This window comes from Exiguobacterium sp. s28 (genome assembly GCF_018618135.1).
Lineage (GTDB): Bacteria > Bacillota > Bacilli > Exiguobacteriales > Exiguobacteriaceae > Exiguobacterium > Exiguobacterium mexicanum_A.
The window spans coordinates 321470-346320 of record NZ_JACSLL010000002.1; the positions used below are offsets into that span (position 1 = coordinate 321470).

Genomic DNA, 24851 nt, shown 5'->3' on the forward strand with positions numbered 1-24851 from the left:
GTAGGCAAACGGGCAGGCGTTTACAATCCAAGACGCCTCAAAAAAACGCCCCTTCTTTTTGAAGGGACGTTTGCATCATGGCGTCGTATAGTCGTACACCGGGATGTCTTTCGGGGTGAACGTCTGCGCCGGTACGTAACGATCGTCTGTGAGTTGATCGAGGTCCGGACGATAGAACGCATCGAGTTCGACCGTGAAGTCGAGCGGCTGGGCCGTCTCGGTCGTGTTCGGCCCCGTCTCCGTCGGTCCAGTGAATTGGACCGTGCGCAAGATGTGAATCCGGTTCATCGATTCGACCGACTCGAGGAACAGGACGAGCGACTCGTACGTGTCGGCTTGAAGCGACACCGTCGAGCGGATTGACGAGGCGTTGACCGGCGTGATTTCGACCGGTTCGGCCGGTTCAGCCGTCGCGCTCACATCGTTCGGTTCCGGCTCGTCGATGTCTTCCGGCACTTCCGATTCGGCGATGACACCGTCGTCGAAAGCGATGCTCGTGACGCGCACGTCAGACAGTTGGCTCGCCTGCGATAACGTCTCGACGACCGTGTCGAGGGCTGCCTCGGTCGGGACACGCGTCTGGAGGCGCTGCGAGTCGGCGACGTCGACGACTTCCCCTTCTTGGCGCAACAGTTCGAGCTTCGTCTGCTCGAGCGACAGTTCCCGCTCGAGTGACTTGACGTTGCCTTGGTGGATGAAGTATTGGTAGCCGAAATAAGACGGTACGGCGATGGCCGCGAACAAACAGATTGTAAAAATCAAATAAATCGTCGAGCGTTTCATTCGCTCACCACCTCCTCATCGGTCGTCTCTTCCGTCTCGCCGTCCGGTGTCTCACCATCTGGGGTCTCCCCTTCCGGCGTCTCCGGTTCGGCATCGATGAACGTGAAAGTGAACTCGCCGATGTAGCGTGGGAGCGGTTCGTTCGTCGAATCGAGCACGCTCGGACTGAGCGGCTCATCGGTGTCCGTCTCATCCTGCTCGGTCTCCGCTTTCGTCTCGGTCGTCACGCCGAGCAGTTTGACGTTCTCAAACCGTGGGTCGTTCAAGAGCGAGCGTTGGAACGCATTCAAATCGGCGAGCGTCTCGAACTGAGTACGCACGCTCATGAGCGAACCGTCGGCGTAGTTATACGTCAATACGTAGCCCGTCGGCGGCAATTGCTCGGTCAACGCCCGGAGCGCTGGCACGGCCCATCGTTCTTCAGCTGTGAGCGCAGTCACCGTCTGGTCGAGCGATAGGACTTGCTGACCTTTCGAGTTCACTTGCTCGGTCTGATAGATGCGGACGAGCTGCAACTGCTCCTCGACCTGGGCCTCGTTCCGCTTTAACTCGTTCACTTCATAGAACAAGTAACCGGTCGCCCCGCCGCCGATCAAGAGTGCGAGCAGGCTCGCGATGATTGGCCAGCGGAGCGTCACATCGGTCGAGTTGATGAAGTTGGCGTCGTGCTCTTTGTCGAGCGTCGCCATCCCGAGGAGCGGCAACATCTGATGCGACAATGGCGTCGCGTGAGACAGTGGAAGCGGGTCGGCGATCCGTTTGACCGGCACCATCGCCTCACTTTCAATCGTCTGGACGAGATCGTCAAGGTTCGGGACCGTCCCCGAGACGAGCAACTCGTCAATCGGACGACCGTCCGTCCGGAGCGAGTAGCGATAGAAGTCGAGGAAGCGGGCCAGTTCGTTCAGCCACTCGTCCGTCTGGTTCGCGAGCGTCTCCTTCGAGCCACTATATGTATATGTGACAAGTCCGTCCGTCGTCTCGGCGCGATACGAGAGGTCCGTCTCGATGGCGCGGATAAAGCGGACCTGCCCTTCCTCAAGCACGAGCAACTGGTGCGCGAACGGCGTCACGTGCCAGAGGAGCGTCGATTTGAGCGGGTCGAGCGTCTCGAGTCGGCTCACGCCGTTCGCGATCGCGACCGGGCGTGGAACGATTTTCTTCAATTGGAACCCGCGTTTTTTCATGTAAGCGCGGATGGCTTTTGTCAAATCGACCGAGACGGCGTGGAGCATGACCTCGGTCTTCGTCTCCGTCTCGCCGAGCACCTCGTAGTCGAAGGCGACGTCGTCGAACGGCAAGATGATCGAGCTACCGATTTCCATGAACAGATAACCCCGGATCTCATCTTTCGGGATCGTCGATGGAATCTCGACTTTACGGGACAACACCTCGGTCTCGGCCATATCGACGGCACAGACCATCCCTTTTCGTACTTTCAGTTTACGGCACAGTTCATCGAAGGCGAGACCGAATGCGTTCTCGTCTTCGATGCGTCCCCCTGTATAGGCGCCTTTCGCCAATTGGACGGAGGCGCTGCGCTTGAACACGCCTTGTTTAATCACGGCCCCGTGGATGCTGAGTGCATCAAACGAGAAATACGCGACCGTTCCTTTCTCTATAGACCGGCTCATGCTGGTTTCCCCCTACATCAAATCAAAATACCATTCAAAGAAGTTTTCGCTGAACCAAAACGTCAGCATCGTGCCGAGTGCGATTGACGGCACGAACGGGATCGGCTGTTTGCGATCCATCCGTTTCAAGCCGATCAGCGTCAAGCCGACGATCGCGCCGATCAAGCTCGATAAAAAGAGTGCGACGAGTACGTCGCGTGGCCCGAGGACGAGCCCGATTACTGTAAATAGTTTGACATCGCCGGCCCCAAGTCCCCCCTTGGAAACGAAAAAAACGGTGGCGAGGACGGAAAAGCCGAGCGCCGCTCCTGCAAGCGGGCTCCACCAGGCCATACCCGCGCTATACGCGAGCAAGAGGAGGACCGGTGCCGTGAACAGCAAGATGACGTTCGGGACGAGCATCGTCGACAGATCCGACATTGCCAAAGCAAGGAGCGTCGACAAGAAGACGAAGGCGAGGAGCGTCGTGAGGCTGAAGCCATACAACCAGAAGCTATAGGCGTAACCGACCGCTCCAAGTAATTCAAAGAGCGGGTACGTCGGCGCGATCCGCCCGCCACAGCCGCGGCATTTCCCGCGCAGGAACACGTAACCGAAGACCGGAATCAGTTCCCCAGCGGAGAGGACGTGTCCGCATGACGGACAGTGCGAGCGCGGCGTGACGATGGACTGTTTGCGTGGCACGCGGAGCCCGACGACGTTCGTGAATGACGTGATGACGGCCCCGAGGACGAGGCTGTAAATGAGTCCAATAAGTTCAACCAATCAAGGTCACTTCCCTTACTTGTAAGTATATGCCAAAAACAGAAAACCGGCTAGGCTGAGCGAGTGCCCAGCGCCAGCCGGAGATGAACTTATTATTATTTTGCAGTTACTTTTGCCAGATTATCTTTCTTCAATGAACTTTCTGAAGTATTGTCCGCGAATTGGAATTTCGAACCAACTAAATGAACTGTGTATGAATATTTACCGTCTGTGTTAGTAATATCGACAACTGCTGTGCCGTATTCATTATCTGTATTAAAAGGATCGTTCATAGATGCAATAAATTCTTTACCATCAGTAGTTTTAAAATCAAGAGCTTCAGTTGTTTCTACACTGTTAGAAACAGTATACAACTTCGCCGCACTTACCATTTGTTTCGCATCGGCAACCATCGCGTCCTTCTTCGAGTTCTCGATAATCCCACCGATTGCGACAACGGCGATCGCTGCGATAATCCCCAAGATAACGACGACGACGAGCAACTCGACGAGTGTGAGTCCGCGCTCATCTTTCAATTGTTTGGCATCTTGCCAAATCATTTTCATTTTTTCTAACATGATTCATTCTCCCCTTTTGTGTGTTTTGCTGTGATGTAAGCTAGATTCATTACCTTTGACCTAATACTAGTAGAACAATTTTACTATACATTCAAAATTTAGGATTGAAAAGATGCAAATCTGCAAATAAATAAAAAGTTTCTACTGATTTTGGATATCGCCATAAATTTGGAACATCGGGACGACAATCGCGATGACGATGACGCCGACGATACTCGCCAAGACGACAATTAACAGCGGCTCGATGATCGACTTCAAACGGTCTGTCGTCGTCTCGACTTCGGTCTCATAAAACTCCGCGACTTCGTTCAGCATCGAGTCCAAATCCCCGCTCTCCTCGCCTACCGCAATCATTTGCGTCATGAGCGGCGGGAAGCTATCGTTCCGTTCGAGCGGTTCATGGAGCGGGATCCCTTGCGCCATCATCTTACGTGCTTGAGCAAGACCTTTGCGGATGACCCGGTTCGAGACGATTTTCTCGGTGATCTCGATCGCCGATAAAATCGGGACCGCCGCTTGCAGCAAGACGGCCAAACTTCGGGTCAATAAGGCGATTTGCGACTTTAGGACGATCGGCCCGAAAATCGGCATCTTCAACAACAATCCATCGATCACATACCGTTCCTTATCGCGCTTCAACATCCATGTGAATACGAGCAGGGCGAGAAGCGCCCCACCGAAGATGAGCCACCAATAGGCGGCAACGAAATCGGAGACGGCGACGACGATACGCGTGATGAGCGGGAGTTCCCCACCGAGCTGTCCGAAGATGCTCGCAAACGTCGGGACGACGTTCACCATGAGGAACGCGACGACGCCGATGGCGACGATCGACACGACGAGCGGATACGTCAACGCCGAGATGACTTTCCGTTTGACGTCATATTGTTTTTGGAGTTGGAGCCCGATTTGGTCGAGCGCCTCCTCCAAATTCCCGCTCGCCTCACCCGCGAGCGCCATCGAGCTGAAGAAGTTCGAGAACACGCGCGGATGTTTCTTGATCGCCTCCGAGAACGCGATCCCTTCGCGCAAATCGTCCTCGACTTGGCTGAGCGTCTTCTTCAACACTTTCGATTCGGTCTGGACGCGTAAGATGGACGTCGCCCGGACAATCGGCACACCGGCCCGGATGAGCGTCGCGAACTGGCGCACGTACATAATCAAATGTTCAATCTTGACCCGCTCAGGGAGCAGGTTGACTTCTTTATTCAATCCCGTCGACTCGAGTTCAGCGAGCTCGGTGACGAGAATCGATTCTTGGCGCAGCTTTTCTTTCGCTTCGCGGAGCGAGACGGCAGTGACCCGCCCTTTCTTACGCTTCCCGTTCAGCAGTTTACCTTCGTATTGGAAGATGGCCATTCAGTCACCTCTCTTCATTTGGTACGGCGTTCGGGTTGATGACGCCTTGACGGACGAGCTGTTCAATCGCCATGTCCATCGTCTGCATCCCGTTCTGCCGGTTCGTCTGGATGACGGTCGGGAGTTGGAACTCCTTCTCGTTCCGAATCAAGTTGGCGACGGCCGGATTGCCAATCATAATCTCCATCGCGGCGACACGACCTTTCGGGACGTCGACGCGAGGGAACAAGCGCTGACTGACGACACCGAGCAGGACGTTGGCGAGCTGGGTCCGAATCTGATCCTGTTGCTCGGCCGGAAACGCGTCGATGACCCGACTGACGGTCGACATCGCGCTCGACGTATGGAGGGTCGCCATGACGAGATGCCCCGTCTCAGCGGCCGTCATCGCCGTCGAAATCGTCTCAAGGTCACGCATCTCCCCGAGCAAAATGACATCCGGGTCTTGACGGAGCGCGGCCCGAAGACCGTCGACGAACTTCATGACGTCGGAGCCAATCTCACGCTGGTCGACGATGCTTTGGTCGTGCGAATGCAAATACTCGATCGGGTCTTCGAGCGTGATGATGCGTTTCCGCTGTGTGCGGTTGATTTCATGAATCATCGCGGCAAGCGTCGTCGATTTCCCCGACCCCGTTGGTCCGGTGACGAGGATGAGCCCGTACGGCTTTTCAATCAAACGTTTCAGCACTTGCGGCAAATCGAGCTCGTTCATCGTCGGGATTTCCCCGGAAATAGAACGGAACGCGATCGCGACCGTGCCCCGCTGGTAATAGGCGTTGACGCGGAACCGCGATACGCTCGGGACCCCGAACGAGAAGTCGAGGTCGCGCTGCATCTCGAGCCGCCCCCGCATCTCCTCGGTCATGATGTCTTTCAAATAGCTTTCGATATGGAGCGGCAACACTTTCTCATCACCCATCGTGATGAGGCTCCCGTCAACCCGGATGATCGGCGGTGAGCCGGCGGTCAAATGGATGTCCGAGGCGCGTTGTTCGACCGCTTTCGTTAAAATCACTTCAATCGACTGATGGATCATAGACTCACTCCGTTATCACTGTTCTCAATATTTCCTCGGTATTCGTCAGTCCGAACGCGACTTTCTCGAGCCCATCGGCAAGGAGGAAGCGGGCACCTTGCGCTTTCGCGTAGGCGACCATCTCGGCTTCCGTCGCCTGGTTCATAATCAATCGGCGCAACCCTTCATCGATTGGCACGACCTCATGGATGGCGAGCCGTCCACGATAACCTGTGAAGCTACATGAGGCACAACCGTTGCCGCGCATGATTCGTTCAACCGGAATCCCTTCAGCGGCAAACAGTTCCTGCTCGCGCTTCGAGACCGGCTGTTCATGACCGCAGTCGCGACAGACGCGCCGGACGAGCCGCTGGGCGACGAGCCCGGATGTCGAGGCGGCGACAAGGAACGGTTCGACTCCCATGTCAATCAAGCGGGTGATCGAGCTGATGGCCGAGTTCGTATGTAGTGTCGACAACACCAAGTGACCGGTCAACGACGCTCGAATGGCAATCTCGGCCGTCTCGGTGTCCCGAATCTCCCCGACCATGACGATGTTCGGGTCTTGTCGCAAAATCGAACGCAGACCCGACGCGAACGTCAAGCCGACCTTGGCGTTGACCTGGACTTGGTTAATGCCGTCGAGTTGATACTCGACCGGGTCCTCGACCGTGATGATGTTCTTCGATTCCTCGTTCAGTTCGCGTAGCGACGCATAGAGCGTCGACGACTTCCCTGATCCCGTCGGCCCGGTGATGAGAATTATCCCGTTCGGCCGTTTCAACATGTCGCGGTACACCGCCTCGTTCTGGTCGCCGAAGCCGAGCTTCGTCAAATCGGTCAATCCTTCCGACGAGTCGAGCACCCGGATGACGATTTTCTCGCCATACATCGTTGGGAGCGTCGAGACGCGGAAGTCGTACGGGCGGCCCCGGAGCGTATATTTGATACGTCCATCCTGCGGCAAACGGCTCTCGGTGATATCTAAGTTACTCATGACCTTAAGGCGCGTCAGCATGACGCTTTGAATCTTCTTCGGATAAATCGTTTCGGTCCGAAGATCACCGTCGACCCGGAAGCGGACGTGCAACTGCTTCTCGTGCGGGTCGAAGTGAATATCCGAGGCGCGCTGGTCGATCGCACTCAAGAAGAGCTGATTGACGAGCCGGATGACCGGGGCGTCATCGCGCGACGCCGTCTCCTCGCGCTCGAGTTCAGGCGCTTCTTCTTTCAGAATCTCGATGAGTGACGCATCCATCTCATAATAGCGGCTGATCGTTTTACGAATCTGTTCGCGCGTGGCGATCCCGACCTCGATGTTCATTCCCGTCTGAAGCCGGACGTCATCGATGGCGATCAAGTCGAGCGGGTCCGCCGTTGCGATGAACAGCGTGTTCCCTTGTAACTCAATTGGCATAATGTCATGTTTTTGAGCAATAACTTTCGGGACGAGTTTCGTCACCGTCACATTGATGTCTTGCGCGTATAAAGAAATGACTGGTACATTTAATTGTTCGTGCAGTACTTGAATCAATTGTGTCTCGGTCAAATAGTTCAATCGCATGAGCGCATCCCCGAGCTTTTCCCCGGTCCGCTTTTGAACGAGCGCTTCGTCGAGTTGTTCTTGCGTAATTAACCCCGCCTCGACGAGCATCTCGCCAAGTCGTTTTTTCGTTCGTCTCACCTTACTTCACCATCCTCTGTGGTTCCTCCTGAGGCACCACCTGTGCGGAGCCTCGTTGTTCAACGAACGAACTGAGCGCCGCACCGCTAATTAAAACGAGTGCAAGGAGGGCCCAAATCCACCACGTTCGCTCGAGCCCTTCGTTATAAACGCTGTATACTCCAAGTGAAAGCAAAGCCACAAAAAGTGAAATAATACCTTTCGTCTCACGCTTTCGTGTGTGTGGAATGGATAAGGCGAACACGGTCAGAGTTGCGAGTACCCAAAAGGCAACCAATATCAAATATCCAATCATCCGACTGCCCCCTCATTTGGTACCGCGGTTGGATCTTCTTGTTGAACCGGCGGCTGTTGTTCATATCCGTCGTCGTTGTTATCTTGTACATCGTCATTTAGTAGCCATTCATTTAGCCATTCTTCCGGATTATCCGGCAAAATTGGAATAATAATCGGTTCAGTCGGTTCTGGTTCAGGCTCGGGCTCAGGAACCGGTACAGAACTCTTTGTCACGATTTCCGGAATTGGTTCGTAGAAATCAAAACCGAGAAGTTCTAATGACTCACCAGTCTCCGTAATACGGACACGATATAACTTGCCCGACTCACCCGTCTGTCCAGACTGAGTGACAGATGAACTGCCTGCTGTGAGTGCAGATGAGAAGCGAACGACATTCTGGAACGGTACGCTTGTCACGTCTTCGACACGTGACTCATAAGCTCCAACGAATGCTTTACCGAGCAATTGAATTGTCATTGTGTTCCCTTCTTCTAATACGATCAGCGCATATGAAGTTTGTTCCGTATTCTGCACAGCGAAGTTCGAACGATCGTCGATTTTGACATCGTAGCCGAGCTCAACGCCGGCCGGTAGCGTCTCATGTTGCACACGTTCAAGGATTTGGAACGGTGTCGCTGCGAACAGTTGATACATAGACGAACCAAGCGTACTGAGTGCGTCAAAGTCTTCTCCGAACGTCTTCAGACTGAAAATATCTCCAGCCTCCATCTCGAAACCATTCATTCGTTCAACTGCTGAACGCATCGCAGGCGTCGGACTTATAGTTATGGATGAGACAACTTCGCTCTCGGTAGCCGTCATCTCTAAAATAACATCTGAATTAAAGTTCGAAGCTGCTTCAACGAGGGGGGGCGTGACCATGGTGAGCGTCACCGGTTGATTATTGAGGTACGGAGTAAGTCGTTCTTCATCAACCGTCGTAACGAGTGAATAAGTACCGGACTCTGTTACTCCGTCGAGGGTTGCCTCGACATTATAAGCGACGGTATCCTTACCGACCTCGAGTACCGTTCCATCGACTAGTGTCAATGCGAATGGTGTATTATTAAAATCTTTGATTGCATTATCAAGTCGAATGATCGCCTCTTCTCTCGTCATCCCTGATACATCGATACCGGCAACCGTTGTCTCTTTATATGTAGCATTTGTCTTCGCTGATGCTTCGAGATAATTGACAAGACCAATCGTTGGCAGCGATACGAGTAAGACAAGTCCGATGAGGATGGAGACATGCATTCCAAACTGTTTCATTTAAATTCCTCCACTTTGTAAAAGTTCTCATGGGTTAGCAATTTCTCTAACAGTCCCTTTCTTTACAATCAAGTTTGTTTCTGAACTTGCCTCTCCGAAGAAGGGTAAGTCGTCTAATTCAATTGATGCTGCATTGACTTTCGCTCCACCGCTAATTGTAAACGTGTCGGAAACAATACCACCGTTTACCGTACCGCCTTCAATAATCTCGACATGGGCGTTCGGAGCAAAAATTAATTTTTTTGGTACATTGATTTGAGTCCCACCGGTAACTTTCACATTTTCCCCACCTGACAAAATACTTCCATTCAGGGAGGCCGAACCAACGAACTCTAAGTTGGCATCTTTCGCATAAATCGAGGCATTAAATTTCCCATAACCAGAACTCTTTACTAGTTTCGTTTGACCATTAGAAGGTCCGATATACATGAACAAATCATTCCCATCGCTTTCGTTCACATGACCGTTTAATGAAATGTTGTCAGCTAGGTACATCGTCAAACTCCCACCCGGTTGACTCTTCACATCTAAATGTCCGGTTCCTTGAATCGAATTAACATATAAGGACACATCCTTATCTTTCACGTTAATCGTCAAACGATAGTTACTACTCAAGTTAATGTCGTTCACTTTATAATCTTGATCCAAAATGAGCTCATAATCACTGACAATCCAGTTCGAAATATTGATGTTACCTTTTGAAATCACTTGGTATTGACTGCTGCCCGCTTTAAAAGTAGTATCGGGAATCATCTTATAATTGAAATCATTTGCTGACGGAAAGTCAGGAAGTGTTACACCTAAATTAAAGTCTTCTTTGTAAATTGTAGGTCTCTTTTGATCCAGCCACCAATTCGGCGCCAAAATAGTTTTGGAATGAGACGAGGGTAACGTGTAGACAGCTCCGTTGATTGTCGGATTTCCAGTAACCTCTAACATATTTTGAGCGTTCGATTCTAGGAGGATATTACCTGTCACAACTCCGTTAGCGAGCTTCATTTTTCCTTTGGAGTATATTCCTAAGTTGGAAGGAAGGGTTGGTCCTGGCGTCCGCTCGAGATCCAACGAGTAACTTGTTTGCAACGTTTTTTTTCGCTCACCGACCTGACCAGTCGATGTGATGATGTAGTCTCTAACCGTTCGATCAGATGAAACATTACTCATCTTTACAGTTACCATAGCCATCGGTTGAATGCCTTTCTGTTTCTCAAACGAAGAAAACACTCGAGGTTGAGTACCAGTTAAAATGTTGGCATTTACATAGTTGTAGTACTGTTCATCCGTCATTTTGTTTAAATCTTCCACCTCGTCGAGCGCTTGTTGAATCTGATCAAGTGTATACGTGATGCCACTTTCAGCGATGTAGTAGGCAGATTGTTCTTTGACTTCCCCATCCGAAAGCGACACAGAATTCAAACTAGACTGAATCATGCTTAAACCAATTGAAGAAAACAGTAAGATCACTATCAAGACTAAGATGAGAGTATTCCCTTTTTCTTCTTTGGCGAGGCGCCAATTATTCCAAGTTTTCAACTGCCACACCTTCCCCGATAAACAGTTTTGTCGTTACGACTTTTGAAGGTTGATTAACACCCTCAAGTTTTAAATCGATTGTTAACATTTGATCCTTGAAATTAAACGTCAACGATTCGATGCCTCGCGCAATCACTTCATTGTTTCGATAAATGACTCCATTACTCTCTTTGTATGTACGACTATTCACAGTCAAAGCTGAGGAATTCATTTCAAACGTGCTGCTTCTGCGAACATCAGTAGTAATCATCTTAATGACTAATCGCATCTCTGCCGTCTGATGATCTCGTACTTTTTCGGATTGATTGAATTGAACAAGACCAGTCAAAATATTTGCCAATACGATTACAACAATTGAGCTAATGACTATTGTCACCAGTAGTTCGACTAAAGTAACGCCTTTTGATTCATTACGGATTTTGATAACAAATTGCTTCATCCCCACCTCAAGACGCCCTCCAGTTTTGTATTAGAGTCAATCGTTGCCTCTTCAAACACTTCGATAATGATTCGATTTAAAGCTGAGGGACTATTCTCCACCCTTAAAACGATGCGCCGATTATCAAGTGGAATCGGTTTTGAGAATTCCAGCCATACCGTCCCATTTATTAAGGACGTTTGTCGATAGGTATAGCCGAGTTCTTCAATTATTTGAATTCTCGTCTTGGCACTAGTCTCCTGCCCTTTTGCTTTCATCAGCTCGAATTCATTTTGAGCAACGTAAGATAAATCCATCATCGTCCGAGAAACCGTATTCGTTTGGGCACTTTGAACGAGAAGTCCATAAAAACTTGTAAAAATAATACCGAGGAGAACAATAGAAACTAATACTTCTACTAATGTGAAACCTTTCTCACTCTCCATATTGCACCTCACTACTCCTCAAAGTGGATTCCCATTCAGTTTATCCCAATCTAAGCCTATTATCCCACACCTATAATCTTTTTCTTACATTTTTTGAATATCTTTAGCTAAATGATTTCTGACCGCACTGATAAAGTAGAGCGACCCGGTCACGACAAGCGTCTCGGATTTCGGCGCTTCGAGCCATGCGGCCAACCATTCTTGCCAGTCCACGTAACGGGCCCCGTCGGCAATTAGACTTTCTTTCGTCCGGGTACGTGGGAAATCGAACGTCGTCTCATAGACATCCGCCACCATCTGGAGCGACGCGATCATCGCTTCTCGGTCCTTGTCGGCAAGAATGGCCGCGAGGACGGTCACGTCACGCTCGAGCTTCAACTGTTCAACGAGCGCGGCGACCCCTTCCGCATTATGTGCCCCATCGAGCACGATGCGGGGCTGTCTCGAGATGAGCTCATAGCGACCCGGGTGTTGTGCCGCCTCGAGCCCCGCTCGAATGGCTTCCGCCTTCCAGCCGAGGTGGCGCGCGACGGCGACGGCACACGCCCCGTTATAAGCTTGATGGTGTCCGGTCAACCCGAGCGTCACTGGATCCAATCCATCATATGTGACGACCGTGTCGGTCCCGTCCTCAATTGATGTGACGAGTGGAGTGACGTCGTGAATCGATACGTCCATCGTCTCCCCTTGTCGCTTGAGCAACGTGACCAACTGTTCATCCGTCAAACTGTGGAACATCGGCACGCCCCGCTTCATGATGCCGAACTTCTCGAGCGCGATCTCTTCGAGCGTGTCGCCGAGAATCCCTTGATGGTCGTGCCCGATCGACGTCACGATTGTCGCGAGCGGTCGCGTCAACACGTTCGTCGAATCAAGGCGGCCGCCGAGACCGACTTCCCAAATGACGAGGTCAGGCTGTTGCTCATGGAAATAGAGCCACGCCATGACCGTCAGCAGTTCGAACTCCGTCAACGTCTCCGGTGACGCACTCGCACAGTCACGAACCCGATTAGCAATTCGGACGAGGTCGTCTTCCCGAATCGGCTCCCCGTTCAACATGATCCGTTCCTCGAACTGGATGATGTATGGCGAGATGAACGTCCCGACGTTCAACCCCTCCGCGTGCGCCATCGCCCGCAAGAAAGCGACCGTCGACCCTTTTCCGTTCGTCCCTGCCACGTGAATCGACGGCAACTCCTCGATTTGTAGTGCGTTCAACATCCACTCGATGCGTTCGAGCCCGGGCTTGATCCCGAACCGCAGCTGCCCGTTCAGCCATTCCAATACGTCTTGTCTCGTCTCCATCTTCCATCACTCCTGTTTTCACACTTCCCTCTCATCTTACCAAAATTCGCGAAGCGCTACGCAAGGAATCGGCTGTGCTATACTCGAGGCGAAGAAGGGGGAATTACTATGACCAACAGTTGGAACTTCGAGGCGACCTACCTCGATCTCCGTGACATTTTTTACGACCGGGGACCGGTCCATCCGGTCGACAAGCCCGAACTCGTCCTGTGGAACGAAGCACTCGCCAAGACGCTCGGTCTCGACGCCGAAACGTCTCAAGACGTCGCACTCTTCGCCGGGAATCGTCAGACCGACACGTCGTTCTCGCAAGCGTATGCCGGCCACCAATTTGGCCATTTCACGATGCTCGGTGACGGACGGGCGCTCGTGCTCGGAGAACACGTTGCCCCAAATGGAAAGCGTGTCGACGTTCAATTGAAAGGTTCGGGTCCGACCGAGTACTCGCGTGGCGGTGATGGCCGAGCCGCCGTCGGTCCGATGGTGCGTGAATTCCTCATCAGTGAGGCGATGCACGCGCTCGGCATCCCGACGAACCGGGCGCTCGCCGTCGTCACGACCGGTGAGCCGATCATGCGCCAAGGACCGAAGCACGGCGCCGTTCTGACGCGCGTCGCGGCAAGCCATTTACGTGTCGGTACGTTCCAATACGCCGCCGCGGCCGGATCAATTGATGACGTCGTTGCGCTCGCTGATTATGCGATTCAGCGCCACGACCCTGACCTTGCAGGACAACCGGACCGCTATGAACAGTTCCTCGGCCGCGTCATTACCCGGCAGGCGAAACTGATCGCGGATTGGCAGCTCGTCGGGTTCATCCACGGCGTCATGAACACGGACAATACGTTCATCAGCGGTGAAGGGCTTGATTATGGCCCGTGTGCGTTCATGGATACGTATCACCCGAATACCGTCTTCAGCTCGATCGACCGCGAGGGACGCTACGCCTATGCGAATCAGCCGTATATCGGGTCATGGAACTTGGCCCGCCTCGCCGAGACGTTGCTCCCGCTCCTCGCTGACACACAAGAAAAGGCCGTCGATATCGCCAACAAGCTGTTGAACGACTACACGGAAACGTATAAAGAGACGTATTTCACTGGGCTCGCCCATAAAATCGGACTCTACGTGCGAAAAGACGGAGACGACGCACTGACGGACGAATTGCTCCGGCTCATGATGGAAACCGAGGCCGACTTCACGAACACGTTCCGCGCCCTCACGCTCGGCGATACAGATTCCCTTGCGTTCGCCAATCGAGATGACGGCAAGGCGTGGCTCGCCGCTTGGCAGAAACGTCTTGGAGAACAAGGTCTCCCGGACGAAGACGTCACTCGGCTCATGCGTCAGCATAACCCGGCCGTCATCCCGCGCAACCATCACGTCGAGGCCGCCCTCATGGCAGCCGAACGCGGTGACTTTGAACCGACGCATGCATTACTCGACGTATTGCGGAAGCCGTACGATTACGAAGCCGACTATGGACGCTATGTCTCACCTGGACCGCCACGGACTTATCCGTATCAGACGTTCTGCGGCACATGAACCATCTCGCTTTCGCGGGATGGTTTTTTTGGAACCTTTTGGCTATTCACCACGTAGAATAGACAAAATCTGTTTGGAGGTTTTATAATGCGACTACTCGCTTCACTTATTTCTTTAGGCTTTGCCTGCATGATTTCGCTCGAGCTCTGGCAAGGTCCGTTTCTAAGCAATTGGGTCTGGACAATGCCGGCTTTCTTCCTAGGTGTCTCGTTCGTCCAGTTCATGAAGCATTTGAACGAGCTCGAATGGAGTGAAACAAAATGAAAACGACACTCTTGCTCATGACACTTATCGTCGTGTCAACATCCTACCTCGTCTACGGTTTTTATCTGTCGTTGACAAGTCAGCCGATTCAGTCGCAATTGACTGGCCTTGCGATTGGTGTTCTGCTCACGTCGTCTTACTTCGTGACAACCGGTCGCCTTCCGTTTTGGACAGAACCGGAGGAAGAGGACGTATGAAGGTTTTTTATTCCATCTCGCTAGTATTCGGCAGCATCCTTTATGTCGTCTATGTCATTCATCTACTCCGCATTGGTTATCCTCAACCGCCCCTCTTGCATGTTTTGTTTGCCGCCACTGTATTTGGCATAATCTACATCGAACGCAAACGAAACCCCGAACATCGATGACGATGCTCGGGGTCGTTCTTTTCTATAGACTCATAGTCCGAAATGAATCATGTCCTTCTTGTCTACTTGGGCTTGTGTGATTTTGGAAATAAGTCGATTCAGTTGTTCCGACTCATGCGTGTACATCATCGCTTTGACGACTTGATAGAACAGCGCCAGTGACTCATATGGAATGAGCGTGATCCCGCATTCGTCTAATCCGAATCCAGGACGGTCATAGGAGTGGAAATACGTGCGCATCTCGTTCAGCTCCTCGATAAACTCATCCACCCACTCCCCATCCACCGAGACACAATCGAAGTGTTCAGGTGTATACGTATCATATGATGATTGACGATTTGTTGAATCCAATACACCGAATTCGTGTGTGTACGGCATGGCATTCCCTCCTCTTGAATAGTTGATGTCACAAGTATGATCAGTTCATCGGAAAATCCACCGACCACGCCTCTGGTAGCGAGTCCGAGAGGTCGAGCAACACCTCTTCCGACACATTGCCCGTCACGACGATGAGCTTGCCCTGGTCTACGTAAAACAAGCCGTTCCCTTCCGGTTGATTCAAGCGATACCGTTCATTTGAATCGTCTCGCCGGTCAATCAATTCTCCGTCTGCCACACTGGACGCATCGGTCACTAAAATCGTGATGCATTGCGTCTCATCATACAACGTCCACATCTCCACCGGCCGCTCGAGCTGACTCATCTCGAAGTTGGCGACAAACAGCTCTTCTTCAGGCAAGTCCAACCCGTGTCGGACTTTTTCGGCCGCCTCGGGAATCGTAAAGTTTTGAATCCCGTGCAACCCCCACTCCTCGTCCCGTGAATAGTTGAATACGCCGAACGAATCGTCGCGGTTTGGTAACTTAATGGCAATGAGCCCGAGATCATCGATGACGGTTTCATAGATTACACCGTCTCTCGCTGGTCGCTCGGACGTACCATCTGTATATTGAAGTGTGTATTGGGCCGTGACCGCATCAACTAATCGAACGGTCCCTTTTGGCACGTCCTCAATCATCGAGCCGAACACTTCTTTGTCCGTCGTTACGGGAATATCTTTGGAAGACGTCTCTTCTGCACTTTCATTAATTGTCACTCCTGATTCCATCGGTTCGCTCGGTTCAGCTCGTTCCGCTCGTTCCGCCACACACCCACTCAATCCCATCACAGCCAAACCTAACATCATTCCGATTCGTCTCATGTCACTCCACCTTTATATCGTCTCCTCTCCTAAATTCCACCAAACGACAAAAAAACCTTCTTCGGAGAACAGCTCTCCAAAGAAGGTTGATTCATTATTTACGCAACTCTTCCAAACGGGCACGGACTGCGTCACGCTTGTCGAGGTAGTCTTTCTCTTTCGCCTTCTCTTCGTCGATGACGTGAGCCGGCGCCTTGCCAGTGAAGCCTGGGTTGCCGAGTTTCTTCTGAACACGCTCGACTTCCTTCTCGTACTTCGCCACTTCTTTCTCAAGACGGGCGATTTCTTCCTCGAAGTTGATGAGGTCGGCGAGTGGGATGAACAGTTCCGCACCCGTCATGATGGCCGACATCGACTTATCAGGAGCCGCCAAGCCGCGTCCGATTTCGAGCTCGGTCGCGTTCGTGAACTTGCCGATCGTCGCTTCGTTTTCGCTCAAGTACCCTTGTGTCGTGTCGTCACTTGTCGCGATGAAGAGCTGAATCGGTTTCGACATCGGGGCGTTCACTTCCGAACGGATGTTACGGACCGAACGGATGACGTTCATGACCGCTTCGAACGCTGGTACCGAGTCCGCGAAGTGGAGCTCGTCGCGACGTGTCGGGTAGCTCGCACGGACGATCGAGTCGCCTTCGTGCGGCAAGTGCTGCCAGATTTCCTCTGTGAGGAACGGCATGAACGGATGCATGAGACGCATGATCGAGTCGAGCGTGTAGGCGAGCACAGAACGCGTCGTCGCTTTCGCCGCCTCGTCCTCACCGTAGAGCGTGAGTTTCGCCATCTCGATGTACCAGTTACAGAACTCTTCCCAGATGAAGTTGTACAAGTAACGACCGGCTTCGCCGAACTCATACTTGTCGACGAGACGCGTCACTTGGTCGATCGTGTCGTTCAAGCGTGTGAGAATCCACTTGTCGGCGAGCGTCTTCTCACCTGACAAATCGATATCCTCATACTTCATGCCGTCCATGTTCATGAGGGCGAAACGGCTCGCGTTCCAAATCTTGTTCGCGAAGTTCCATGTCGATTCGATCTTCTCCCAATAGAAGCGAAGGTCGTTCCCTGGTGTCGATCCTGTAAGGAGGAACCAGCGGAGCGAGTCCGCGCCGTATTGGTCGATGACTTCCATCGGGTCGACGCCGTTTCCGAGCGATTTCGACATTTTGCGGCCTTCCGAGTCGCGGATGAGACCGTGGATGAGCACGTCGTTGAACGGCTGCTTCCCAGTGAACTCGAGCGATTGGAAGATCATGCGCGATACCCAGAAGAAGATGATGTCGTAACCCGTGACGAGCGCGCTCGTCGGGAAGTAACGTTTGAAGTCTGCTGAGTCCGTGTCCGGCCAGCCCATCGTCGAGAACGGCCAGAGCGCTGACGAGAACCATGTGTCGAGCACGTCTTCGTCTTGGTGCCAGTTCTCACTGTCAGCCGGTGCTTCTTTCCCTACATAGATCTCTCCTGTCTCATTGTGGTACCAAGCCGGGATGCGGTGGCCCCACCAGAGTTGACGGCTGATACACCAATCGCGGATGTTCTCCATCCAACGGAGGTATGTGCCTTCGAACCGCTCTGGGACGAAGTTGACTTTCGTATCGTCATGTCCTTGAGCTTCGAGCGCTGCTTTCGCGAGCGGCTCCATGTCGACGAACCACTGTTTCGAAAGATACGGCTCGATGACTGCGCCTGAACGTTCCGAGTGGCCGACCGAGTGCGTGTGCGGCTCGATCTTGACGAGCGTGCCGTCCGCTTCTAGGTCTTTGACGAGTTGCTTGCGGCATTCGAAGCGGTCGAGCCCTTCGTACTTGCCTGCGTTCTCGTTCATCTTGCCTCCTTCGTCCATGACGAGGATACGCGGGAGCTCGTGGCGGTTCCCGATCTCGAAGTCGTTCGGGTCGTGCGCCGGTGTGATCTTGACGCAACCTGTACCGAACTCCATGTCGACGTAGTCGTCAGCGACAATCGGGATCTCACGGTTCATGACCGGAAGCATGATCGTCTTGCCGACGAGGTGCGCGTAACGCTCATCTTTCGGGTTGACGGCAACGGCTGTATCGCCGAGCATCGTCTCCGGACGTGTCGTCGCGATCTCGATGTGGCCTGAGCCGTCAGCGAGCGGATACTTCATGTGGTAGAATGCTCCTTCGACTTCTTGATAGATGACTTCGATATCCGAGACGGCCGTCTTTTGCGCCGGGTCCCAGTTGACGATATATTCGCCGCGGTAAATCAAGCCCTTCTCATAGAGACGGACGAACACTTCCTGGACTGCTTTCGAAAGTCCTTCGTCGAGCGTGAAACGCTCACGTGAGTAGTCGAGACCGAGGCCAAGTTTTGACCATTGGGCCCGAATCGTGTCGGCGTACTCGTCTTTCCATTCCCACGTCTTCTCGAGGAACTTCTCGCGTCCGAGGTCGTAACGCATGATGCCGTCCTCACGGAGCTTCTGTTCGACTTTCGCTTGCGTCGCGATACCGGCGTGGTCCATTCCTGGGAGCCAGAGGACGTCATAACCTTGCATGCGCTTAAGGCGCGTCAATAAATCTTGGAGCGTCGTGTCCCACGCGTGTCCGAGGTGAAGTTTCCCTGTTACGTTCGGTGGCGGGATGACGATCGTGTACGGCTGTTTTGAATCGTCCTCGTCTGCTTTGAATACGTCGTTCTCTAACCAGTAGTCATACCATTTCGCTTCCGTCGCACTTGGATCGTACTTCGTCGGCATGGTGATTTCGTTTGTCTCGTTGGCCATATGCCCAACCTCCTCTAATAATGTGGACAAAAAAACGGCTACTCTCGTCCTTAACGCTAAGGACGAAAGAAGCCGTATCTTCCGCGGTACCACCTTAGTTCGCCAACAGGTGGCGCCCTCAAAATCGAATAACGGTCGATGGACCGGACCTTCCTACTTCGTTCAAAAGGTCAGCTCCGAGGCGACTTCCGCACCATCCTTCGCGGCCTCGCACCAAGTGGCCGCGTCTCTGAAAAAGGATGTTGATTGCGTACTATTCCTCATCGTAGCTTTTGTTCGTATCTGTTAAACAATTGTAGCGACAGAAGCTGTTTCCGTCAAGATTACAGTGAAAACTCTTGTTGCAGCTCTTTGAACGTCGCGTCGACCGCTGCGAGCGTCTGGTCGATATCTTCGTCCGTGTGCACGGTCGAGAGGAACAATCCTTCGAACTGTGACGGTGGCAAGAACACACCGCGCCCCGCCATCTTCTGATAGTAAGCGCGGAACAAGTCGAGGTTCGCCGTCTTCGCCTTCTCGAAGTTCGTTACTTTCTCGTTCGTGAAGAAGAATCCGAACATCGAGCCGGCCCGGTTCGTGTCGTGCGGGATGTTATACTTTTCGGCCGCTTTCGTGTAGCCTTCGGCGAGACGGTCCGCTTTGCGTTCGAACTCGGCGTAGTGCTCAGGCTTGAGTTGCGACAGCGTCGTGTAGCCGGCGATCATCGCGAGCGGGTTCCCTGAGAGCGTCCCCGCCTGGTAAATCGGTCCTTGTGGCGCGATTTGTTCCATAATCTCGCGTTTCCCGCCATAGGCACCGACCGGAAGGCCGCCGCCGATGACTTTTCCGAGGCACGTCAAATCCGGAGTCACGCCGAAGTAACCTTGGGCACAGTTGTAGCCGACCCGGAACCCGGTCATGACCTCGTCAAAGATGAGGAGCGCGCCGTATTGTTCCGTGATCTCGCGGAGCCCTTCAAGGAATCCAGGTTGCGGTGGCACGAAGCCCATGTTGCCGGCCGCCGGTTCGACGATGACCCCAGCGATGTCGTCGCCGAACTTCTCGAACGCGACGCGGAGGGCATCCAAGTCGTTGTACGGTACCGTGAGCGTCTGGCTCGCCAAGTCTTTCGGCACGCCCGGTGAGTCCGGAAGGCCGAGCGTCGCGACGCCCGAACCGGCCTTGATGAGGAGCGAGTCGCCGTGACCGTGGTAGCAGCCTTCGAACTTCAAGATTTTCGTCTTGCCCGTGTAGCCGCGTGCGAGGCGAAGTGCCGCCATCGTCGCTTCCGTACCCGAGTTGACCATGCGCACCATCTCGATCGATGGGACGCGCTCGATGACGAGCTCGGCCATTTTCGTTTCCAGCTCGGTCGGCGTCCCGAACGTCCAGCCTTTCTCGGCTTGCTCTTGAATCGCCTTCGTGACGACCGGGTCGCGGTGACCGAGGATGAGTGGTCCCCATGAGAGGACGTAATCGATATACTCGTTGCCATCGATATCGTAGACGCGTGAGCCTTCACCGCGTTCAGCGAAGATTGGCGTCATGCCGACTGATTTATAGGCACGGACCGGGCTGTTTACCCCGCCCGGCATGAGCGGACGTGCTTGTTCGAACGCTGCTTCTGAGCGTGTTTGTTTGTAGGTCATGAATAGTCTCCTTCCAAATAGCGACAGACGTCTTTTGCGAAATACGTGACGATGAGGTCCGCACCGGCCCGTTTGAAGCCGACCATCGTCTCCATGACGATGCGTTGCTCATCGACCCAGTCGTTCAAGGCAGCCGCTTTGACCATGGCGTACTCTCCGCTCACGTTATACGCCACAATCGGCATATCGAGCGAGTCGCGCATGTCACGGATGATGTCCATGAACGCGAGCGCCGGTTTGACGATCATGAAGTCGGCACCTTGCTCGACGTCCGATTGTGATTCACGGAACGCTTCACGGCGGTTGGCCGGGTCCATCTGATAGCCTTTACGGTCACCTTCGCCAGGTGCCGATTGCGCCGCGTCACGGAACGGTCCGTAGTACGCCGATGCGTACTTGACGCCGTAACTCATGATCGGGATATGGTTGAACCCGTTCTGGTCGAGCCCTTCACGGATGGCGACGACGAAGCCGTCCATCATCGAGCTCGGTGCGATGATGTCAGCGCCTGCTTGCGCTTGCGTGATCGCCGTCTGGACGTGAAGCGGTAGCGACGCGTCGTTATCGACGTCACCGTTCTTCACGATGCCGCAGTGGCCCGTCGACGTGTATTCACATAGGCACGTGTCGGCGATGACCGTGAGCTGTGGCGCCCACTCTTTCACTTTGCGAATCGCTTCTTGGACGATGCCGTGGTCGTGATACGCTTCCGTACCTTCCGGATCTTTATGTTCCGGCACGCCGAACAAGAGCACTGATTGAATGCCGAGGTCGACGATTTCCTTGATCTCGTCCTCGAGACGGTCGAGCGAGAAGTTGAAGACGCCAGGCATCGAGCTGACTTCACGTTTAATGTCTGTCCCTTCGATGATGAAGAGCGGGTAAATCAAATCTTCTTTCCGAACATGATTTTCACGTACGAGTGCACGCATCGACTTCGATGAACGAAGGCGACGGTGACGGTCAAACTGGTTCATGAAAAATCCTCCCCTATACACTGTATTAATGCATCCATAGTATAACACTCAGGCACTCGGACCGGTAACGTCGACACTTCCCGGACGGCGCGCTCGGTCACTTCACCGATGGCGTACCACGTCCCGTGGAAGTGTTCAAGGTACGGCGTGATCGCCTGAACGGCGGACGGGCTGAGGACGAGGAGCGCGTCCACGTTCATGAGCGCCTCGACTTCTGCCTCTGTCAGTTCACGGCCGATCGTCTCATAGACGACCCAGTCATGGACGTTTTCGAGTTGCTTCATATGGTCCGTGTTCGCCAAGTCGCCCCGGGCGAACAGGACGACCTCGCCTGCTGTTACGACGTCCGCGAGGTCACGGAATAGCGCCTCGCCCGTATACGTCTTCGGCATGAGCGAGACGGTGAAGCCCTCGGCCTCGAGTGCTTGTTTCGTCTTTTCCCCGACGGCCGCGACCCGGACGTCGCGCGGGACGTCACGGAGCGCCGGCACCGCCGTCTGGCTCGTCACGATGAGCCAATCGAACCGGTGAATCGGCATCTGGTTGTGCGTCAATCTCGTCTCGATGAGCGGGACGTGATGCACGGAAAGACCGCTCGCGGCGAGCCGGGCTCGTTGCGTAGCGGTCAGTCGTTTTGTCCCTGTGTACCAGACGTCACGCATTGACCGAGGCGAGAATTTCGCGCCCGCCGCGTCCGAGAAGATCGTCTGCTACCTCGTTCCCGAGTGCGACCGCGTCAGACGACGTCTTCGTCACGCGGAGCACTTCTTTGCCGTCGACCGAGGCGATGAGGCCTGTCAGTGTCACGTCGTCCCCGTTGACCGTCGCATAACCGCCGACCGGCACGTGGCAACTTCCTTCGATCGCCTTGAGGAACGTCCGCTCCGCCGTCGCCGCTTTCGCCGTCACGTCGTGATGCAGGAGTTGCAAAACATTCGTCACTTCAGCGTCGTCTTTCCGGCTTTCGATGGCAAGTACACCTTGGCCGACCGCCGGGACCATCATGTCAGCGTCAAGCGCTTCGAAGTCGACGCGGTCCGTCCACCCCATGCGTTCGAGCCCGGCTTTGGCGAGCAAGATGGCGTTGAAGTTTTCCGTCTCAAGTTTTTTGAGGCGTGTGTCGATGTTTCCGCGGATCCATTGAATCTCGAAGTCAGGACGGGCGGCGAGCATCTGCGCACCGCGACGAAGTGAACTCGTCCCGATGACAGCACCTTCCGGGAGCGTCTCGAGCGTATATCCGTTCTCGCAGATGAGCACGTCACGGGCGTCAACGCGTTTCGGCATGCAGCTGATAAAGAGCTCTTCAGGCAACTCGGCCGGCACGTCTTTCATGCTATGGACGGCGAAATCGATTTCCCCGGCAATCATTTGTTGCTGAATCTCTTTGACGAACAACCCTTTGCCGCCGACTTTCGATAACTGGACATCGACGATTTGGTCACCTTTCGTCACGATTTCCTTGATCTCGAACTCGTTTTGAGCCCCGGCTTTCTTCAATTGCTCGATGACCCATTTCGTCTGTGTCATCGCAAGTTGTGAACGGCGTGAGCCGACGATAATTTTACGCATAGTCCATATCCCCTTCATAGAAAAAGGCGACGAGATCCGCCGCCTTTTTTGATTTTGTATTAGCGCATCAAAGCGCGGAGTGGTGCTTTCGCTGACATCGCTTCTGTCTCTTCCATTTCCGGCTCGACGTCAGGAACGTCGACATCAAGGCCGAACGTCTCGACGAACTGGTTGATGCGTGTGTTCGCATCCGGTTGCGCCGCGGCGTCTTTGATGTAGTCGATCGGTTCACGAAGCATCTGATTGATGATCGACTTCATATGTTTACCGATGACTTTTTTATCCCGGTCCGATAGATGGTCAAGCTTACGCTCGAGGCTTTCCATCGTCTCTTCTTGAACAGTGAGGGCGCGGGCGCGCAACTCGTTCATGATCGGGACGACACCGAGTGTGACGAGCCACGTTTGGAACTCTTGAATCGCTTCGTCGATTTTGATTTCAATCTTTTCCGCTTCGACGAGACGGGCCGCCAAGTTTTTGTTGACGATCCCGTTCAGGTCATCCACATCGAACAAATGGACGCCCGGAAGCGCCCGGACCGCTGGATCGATATCTCGCGGCACGGCAATGTCGATTAACAAAAGTGGACGTTCACGGCGAAGCAGTTGTGCGGCGGCGACATCGTCATAGGCGATGACCGCTTCTTTGGCGCCGGTCGAGCTGATCAAAATATCAGCGTCGAGCAATCCACAGGCGATCTCACGGATCGAGTGGGCCCGGCCTTGGAACTTGTCGGCGACCGCTTTTGCTTTGCTCTCGGTCCGGTTAAAGACGGCAATCTGTTTCGCACCGGCCTCGAACAAGTTGAGCGTCGTCAATTCGCCCGTCTCACCGGCACCGACGACGACGACTTGTTTGTCATCGAGACGGTTGTACATCCCTTGAGCGAGCGTGACCGCTGCCGAGCTGACCGATACCGACATTTCCCCAATTTGTGTGTCGGTATGGGCGCGTTTGGCGAGCGTCACGGCCTCTTTGAACAGTTTATTGAACACCGTTCCCGTCGTCCCGTTCTCTTGGGCGCGGAAGAAGCTTGATTTCACTTGTCCTAAAATCTGTGTTTCCCCAATGATCATCGAATCGAGTCCAGACGTGACGCGGAACAAGTGGCGAATTGCCTCTTCTCCTTCACGAATCGATAAATAAGGGGTGAATTGGTCCATCTCTAAATCAAACCAGTTCGCTAAAAAGCGTTTTGTATAATAACGTCCGGTGTGGAGCTGGTCTGTGACGACGTATAGCTCCGTCCGGTTACAAGTCGACAAAATAACCGATTCAAATATGCTCTTCTCTTCGCGAAGTGCAATCATCGCGTCCACGATTTCTTGCTCCCCAAACGAGAACTGCTCCCGAATCGCGACAGGGGCTGTCTTGTTATTTAGTCCAACGACGACAATATGCATGTACCTCTTCCCCTCATCCAAAATCCACCGACGGTTGTCTCTTCTTTTTCACATCTCTACCGTACATTATAACAATTTTTATTTAGGAACTATAATCT

24 protein-coding genes and 1 other annotated feature are annotated in these 24851 nt (G+C 53.4%); of the genes, 3 read left to right on the plus strand and 21 right to left on the minus strand.

Translation table 11 applies throughout. From position 1 onward, the window contains the following. Positions 1-75: 75 nt before the first annotated feature. The 13 genes from KNP78_RS04005 to KNP78_RS04065 form a co-directional block, all read right to left on the minus strand. Entirely contained in the window at positions 76-783 is a 708-nt protein-coding gene (locus KNP78_RS04005) for a hypothetical protein (protein ID WP_214791629.1), read from the minus strand. Beyond that, on the minus strand, positions 780-2417 hold the full coding sequence (pilM, locus tag KNP78_RS04010; RefSeq protein WP_214823300.1) for a pilus assembly protein PilM: 1638 nt from the start codon (positions 2415-2417) through the stop codon (positions 780-782). Before pilM ends, KNP78_RS04005 begins: the two co-directional genes overlap by 4 nt. 12 nt (positions 2418-2429) lie before the next feature. Next, a complete protein-coding gene (locus tag KNP78_RS04015; protein ID WP_214791633.1) occupies positions 2430-3182 on the minus strand; it encodes a prepilin peptidase in 753 nt (250 codons plus the stop codon). A 95-nt stretch (positions 3183-3277) separates the two neighbouring features. Further along, positions 3278-3739, minus strand: coding sequence for a prepilin-type N-terminal cleavage/methylation domain-containing protein (locus KNP78_RS04020; protein ID WP_214791635.1), 462 nt, complete (start codon positions 3737-3739; stop codon positions 3278-3280). Positions 3740-3880: 141 nt separating this feature from the next. Then, positions 3881-5098: a type II secretion system F family protein gene (locus KNP78_RS04025; protein WP_029595836.1), complete on the minus strand. Its 1218-nt coding sequence runs from the start codon at positions 5096-5098 to the stop codon at positions 3881-3883. A 4-nt stretch (positions 5099-5102) separates the two neighbouring features. Then, the gene (locus KNP78_RS04030; protein ID WP_214791637.1) at positions 5103-6137 is read right to left on the minus strand and encodes a type IV pilus twitching motility protein PilT; all 1035 of its coding nucleotides are present in this window, start codon (positions 6135-6137) and stop codon (positions 5103-5105) included. A 4-nt stretch (positions 6138-6141) separates the two neighbouring features. Continuing rightward, positions 6142-7800, minus strand: a complete 1659-nt coding sequence (locus KNP78_RS04035; protein WP_138859748.1) for a GspE/PulE family protein — start codon at positions 7798-7800, stop codon at positions 6142-6144. A 1-nt stretch (position 7801) separates the two neighbouring features. Then, on the minus strand, positions 7802-8095 hold the full coding sequence (locus KNP78_RS04040; protein WP_138859749.1) for a hypothetical protein: 294 nt from the start codon (positions 8093-8095) through the stop codon (positions 7802-7804). Further along, the gene (locus KNP78_RS04045) at positions 8092-9348 is read right to left on the minus strand and encodes a VanW family protein (protein ID WP_138859750.1); all 1257 of its coding nucleotides are present in this window, start codon (positions 9346-9348) and stop codon (positions 8092-8094) included. Before KNP78_RS04045 ends, KNP78_RS04040 begins: the two co-directional genes overlap by 4 nt. 27 nt (positions 9349-9375) lie before the next feature. Beyond that, complete coding sequence (locus tag KNP78_RS04050) at positions 9376-10881, minus strand: DUF7305 domain-containing protein (RefSeq protein ID WP_214823301.1); 1506 nt, start codon at positions 10879-10881, stop codon at positions 9376-9378. Next, entirely contained in the window at positions 10865-11320 is a 456-nt protein-coding gene (locus KNP78_RS04055) for a prepilin-type N-terminal cleavage/methylation domain-containing protein (protein ID WP_251130117.1), read from the minus strand. The genes KNP78_RS04050 and KNP78_RS04055 overlap by 17 nt, the downstream gene beginning before the upstream one ends. Next, entirely contained in the window at positions 11317-11745 is a 429-nt protein-coding gene (locus KNP78_RS04060; protein WP_214823302.1) for a type IV pilus modification PilV family protein, read from the minus strand. Before KNP78_RS04060 ends, KNP78_RS04055 begins: the two co-directional genes overlap by 4 nt. Before the next feature lie 84 nt (positions 11746-11829). Beyond that, entirely contained in the window at positions 11830-13050 is a 1221-nt protein-coding gene (locus KNP78_RS04065) for a bifunctional folylpolyglutamate synthase/dihydrofolate synthase (RefSeq protein ID WP_214823303.1), read from the minus strand. A 108-nt stretch (positions 13051-13158) separates the two neighbouring features. On the opposite strand from KNP78_RS04065, the gene KNP78_RS04070 reads away from it, so the two are divergent. The 3 genes from KNP78_RS04070 (at position 13159) to KNP78_RS04080 (ending at position 15056) form a co-directional block, all read left to right on the plus strand. Further along, positions 13159-14595: a protein adenylyltransferase SelO gene (locus tag KNP78_RS04070; RefSeq protein ID WP_214823304.1), complete on the plus strand. Its 1437-nt coding sequence runs from the start codon at positions 13159-13161 to the stop codon at positions 14593-14595. Between the two features lie 87 nt (positions 14596-14682). After that, positions 14683-14859: a hypothetical protein gene (locus tag KNP78_RS04075; protein WP_167491820.1), complete on the plus strand. Its 177-nt coding sequence runs from the start codon at positions 14683-14685 to the stop codon at positions 14857-14859. Beyond that, a complete protein-coding gene (locus KNP78_RS04080) occupies positions 14856-15056 on the plus strand; it encodes a hypothetical protein (protein WP_214823305.1) in 201 nt (66 codons plus the stop codon). The genes KNP78_RS04075 and KNP78_RS04080 overlap by 4 nt, the downstream gene beginning before the upstream one ends. A gap of 200 nt (positions 15057-15256) precedes the next feature. Here the strand turns inward: KNP78_RS04080 and KNP78_RS04085 are convergent, their stop codons facing one another. From KNP78_RS04085 to hemA, 8 genes are all read right to left on the minus strand, one after another. Beyond that, positions 15257-15604, minus strand: a complete 348-nt coding sequence (locus tag KNP78_RS04085) for a hypothetical protein (RefSeq protein ID WP_029595848.1) — start codon at positions 15602-15604, stop codon at positions 15257-15259. Between the two features lie 40 nt (positions 15605-15644). After that, the gene (locus KNP78_RS04090) at positions 15645-16427 is read right to left on the minus strand and encodes a hypothetical protein (protein ID WP_214823306.1); all 783 of its coding nucleotides are present in this window, start codon (positions 16425-16427) and stop codon (positions 15645-15647) included. Between the two features lie 94 nt (positions 16428-16521). Next, positions 16522-19173, minus strand: a complete 2652-nt coding sequence (locus KNP78_RS04095) for a valine--tRNA ligase (protein ID WP_214710482.1) — start codon at positions 19171-19173, stop codon at positions 16522-16524. Positions 19174-19228: 55 nt separating this feature from the next. Continuing rightward, positions 19229-19449 (minus strand) — a binding site (T-box leader). 47 nt (positions 19450-19496) lie between these two features. Then, positions 19497-20801, minus strand: a complete 1305-nt coding sequence (hemL, locus tag KNP78_RS04100) for a glutamate-1-semialdehyde 2,1-aminomutase (RefSeq protein WP_214823307.1) — start codon at positions 20799-20801, stop codon at positions 19497-19499. Next, positions 20798-21778 (minus strand): porphobilinogen synthase, encoded by a 981-nt coding sequence (hemB, locus tag KNP78_RS04105; RefSeq protein ID WP_214823308.1) that lies wholly within the window; start codon positions 21776-21778, stop codon positions 20798-20800. Before hemB ends, hemL begins: the two co-directional genes overlap by 4 nt. Continuing rightward, a complete protein-coding gene (locus KNP78_RS04110) occupies positions 21775-22440 on the minus strand; it encodes a uroporphyrinogen-III synthase (RefSeq protein ID WP_214823309.1) in 666 nt (221 codons plus the stop codon). The genes hemB and KNP78_RS04110 overlap by 4 nt, the downstream gene beginning before the upstream one ends. After that, a complete protein-coding gene (hemC, locus tag KNP78_RS04115; protein ID WP_214823310.1) occupies positions 22433-23350 on the minus strand; it encodes a hydroxymethylbilane synthase in 918 nt (305 codons plus the stop codon). Before hemC ends, KNP78_RS04110 begins: the two co-directional genes overlap by 8 nt. 59 nt (positions 23351-23409) lie before the next feature. Next, on the minus strand, positions 23410-24753 hold the full coding sequence (gene hemA / locus KNP78_RS04120) for a glutamyl-tRNA reductase (RefSeq protein WP_034776818.1): 1344 nt from the start codon (positions 24751-24753) through the stop codon (positions 23410-23412). Positions 24754-24851 lie beyond the last annotated feature (98 nt).

Bases quoted from the DNA above. Each gene is read 5' to 3' on its own strand.
- KNP78_RS04005 (WP_214791629.1), bottom strand. From the start codon at position 783: ATGAAACGCTCGACGATTTATTTGATTTTTACAATCTGTTTGTTCGCG.
- pilM (WP_214823300.1), bottom strand. From the start codon at position 2,417: ATGAGCCGGTCTATAGAGAAAGGAACGGTCGCGTATTTCTCGTTTGAT.
- KNP78_RS04020 (WP_214791635.1), bottom strand. From the start codon at position 3,739: ATGTTAGAAAAAATGAAAATGATTTGGCAAGATGCCAAACAATTGAAA.
- KNP78_RS04025 (WP_029595836.1), bottom strand. From the start codon at position 5,098: ATGGCCATCTTCCAATACGAAGGTAAACTGCTGAACGGGAAGCGTAAG.
- KNP78_RS04030 (WP_214791637.1), bottom strand. From the start codon at position 6,137: ATGATCCATCAGTCGATTGAAGTGATTTTAACGAAAGCGGTCGAACAA.
- KNP78_RS04040 (WP_138859749.1), bottom strand. From the start codon at position 8,095: ATGATTGGATATTTGATATTGGTTGCCTTTTGGGTACTCGCAACTCTG.
- KNP78_RS04045 (WP_138859750.1), bottom strand. From the start codon at position 9,348: ATGAAACAGTTTGGAATGCATGTCTCCATCCTCATCGGACTTGTCTTA.
- KNP78_RS04055 (WP_251130117.1), bottom strand. From the start codon at position 11,320: ATGAAGCAATTTGTTATCAAAATCCGTAATGAATCAAAAGGCGTTACT.
- KNP78_RS04060 (WP_214823302.1), bottom strand. From the start codon at position 11,745: ATGGAGAGTGAGAAAGGTTTCACATTAGTAGAAGTATTAGTTTCTATT.
- KNP78_RS04065 (WP_214823303.1), bottom strand. From the start codon at position 13,050: ATGGAGACGAGACAAGACGTATTGGAATGGCTGAACGGGCAGCTGCGG.
- KNP78_RS04070 (WP_214823304.1), top strand. From the start codon at position 13,159: ATGACCAACAGTTGGAACTTCGAGGCGACCTACCTCGATCTCCGTGAC.
- KNP78_RS04075 (WP_167491820.1), top strand. From the start codon at position 14,683: ATGCGACTACTCGCTTCACTTATTTCTTTAGGCTTTGCCTGCATGATT.
- KNP78_RS04080 (WP_214823305.1), top strand. From the start codon at position 14,856: ATGAAAACGACACTCTTGCTCATGACACTTATCGTCGTGTCAACATCC.
- KNP78_RS04085 (WP_029595848.1), bottom strand. From the start codon at position 15,604: ATGCCGTACACACACGAATTCGGTGTATTGGATTCAACAAATCGTCAA.
- KNP78_RS04090 (WP_214823306.1), bottom strand. From the start codon at position 16,427: ATGAGACGAATCGGAATGATGTTAGGTTTGGCTGTGATGGGATTGAGT.
- KNP78_RS04095 (WP_214710482.1), bottom strand. From the start codon at position 19,173: ATGGCCAACGAGACAAACGAAATCACCATGCCGACGAAGTACGATCCA.
- hemL (WP_214823307.1), bottom strand. From the start codon at position 20,801: ATGACCTACAAACAAACACGCTCAGAAGCAGCGTTCGAACAAGCACGT.
- hemB (WP_214823308.1), bottom strand. From the start codon at position 21,778: ATGAACCAGTTTGACCGTCACCGTCGCCTTCGTTCATCGAAGTCGATG.
- KNP78_RS04110 (WP_214823309.1), bottom strand. From the start codon at position 22,440: ATGCGTGACGTCTGGTACACAGGGACAAAACGACTGACCGCTACGCAA.
- hemC (WP_214823310.1), bottom strand. From the start codon at position 23,350: ATGCGTAAAATTATCGTCGGCTCACGCCGTTCACAACTTGCGATGACA.
- hemA (WP_034776818.1), bottom strand. From the start codon at position 24,753: ATGCATATTGTCGTCGTTGGACTAAATAACAAGACAGCCCCTGTCGCG.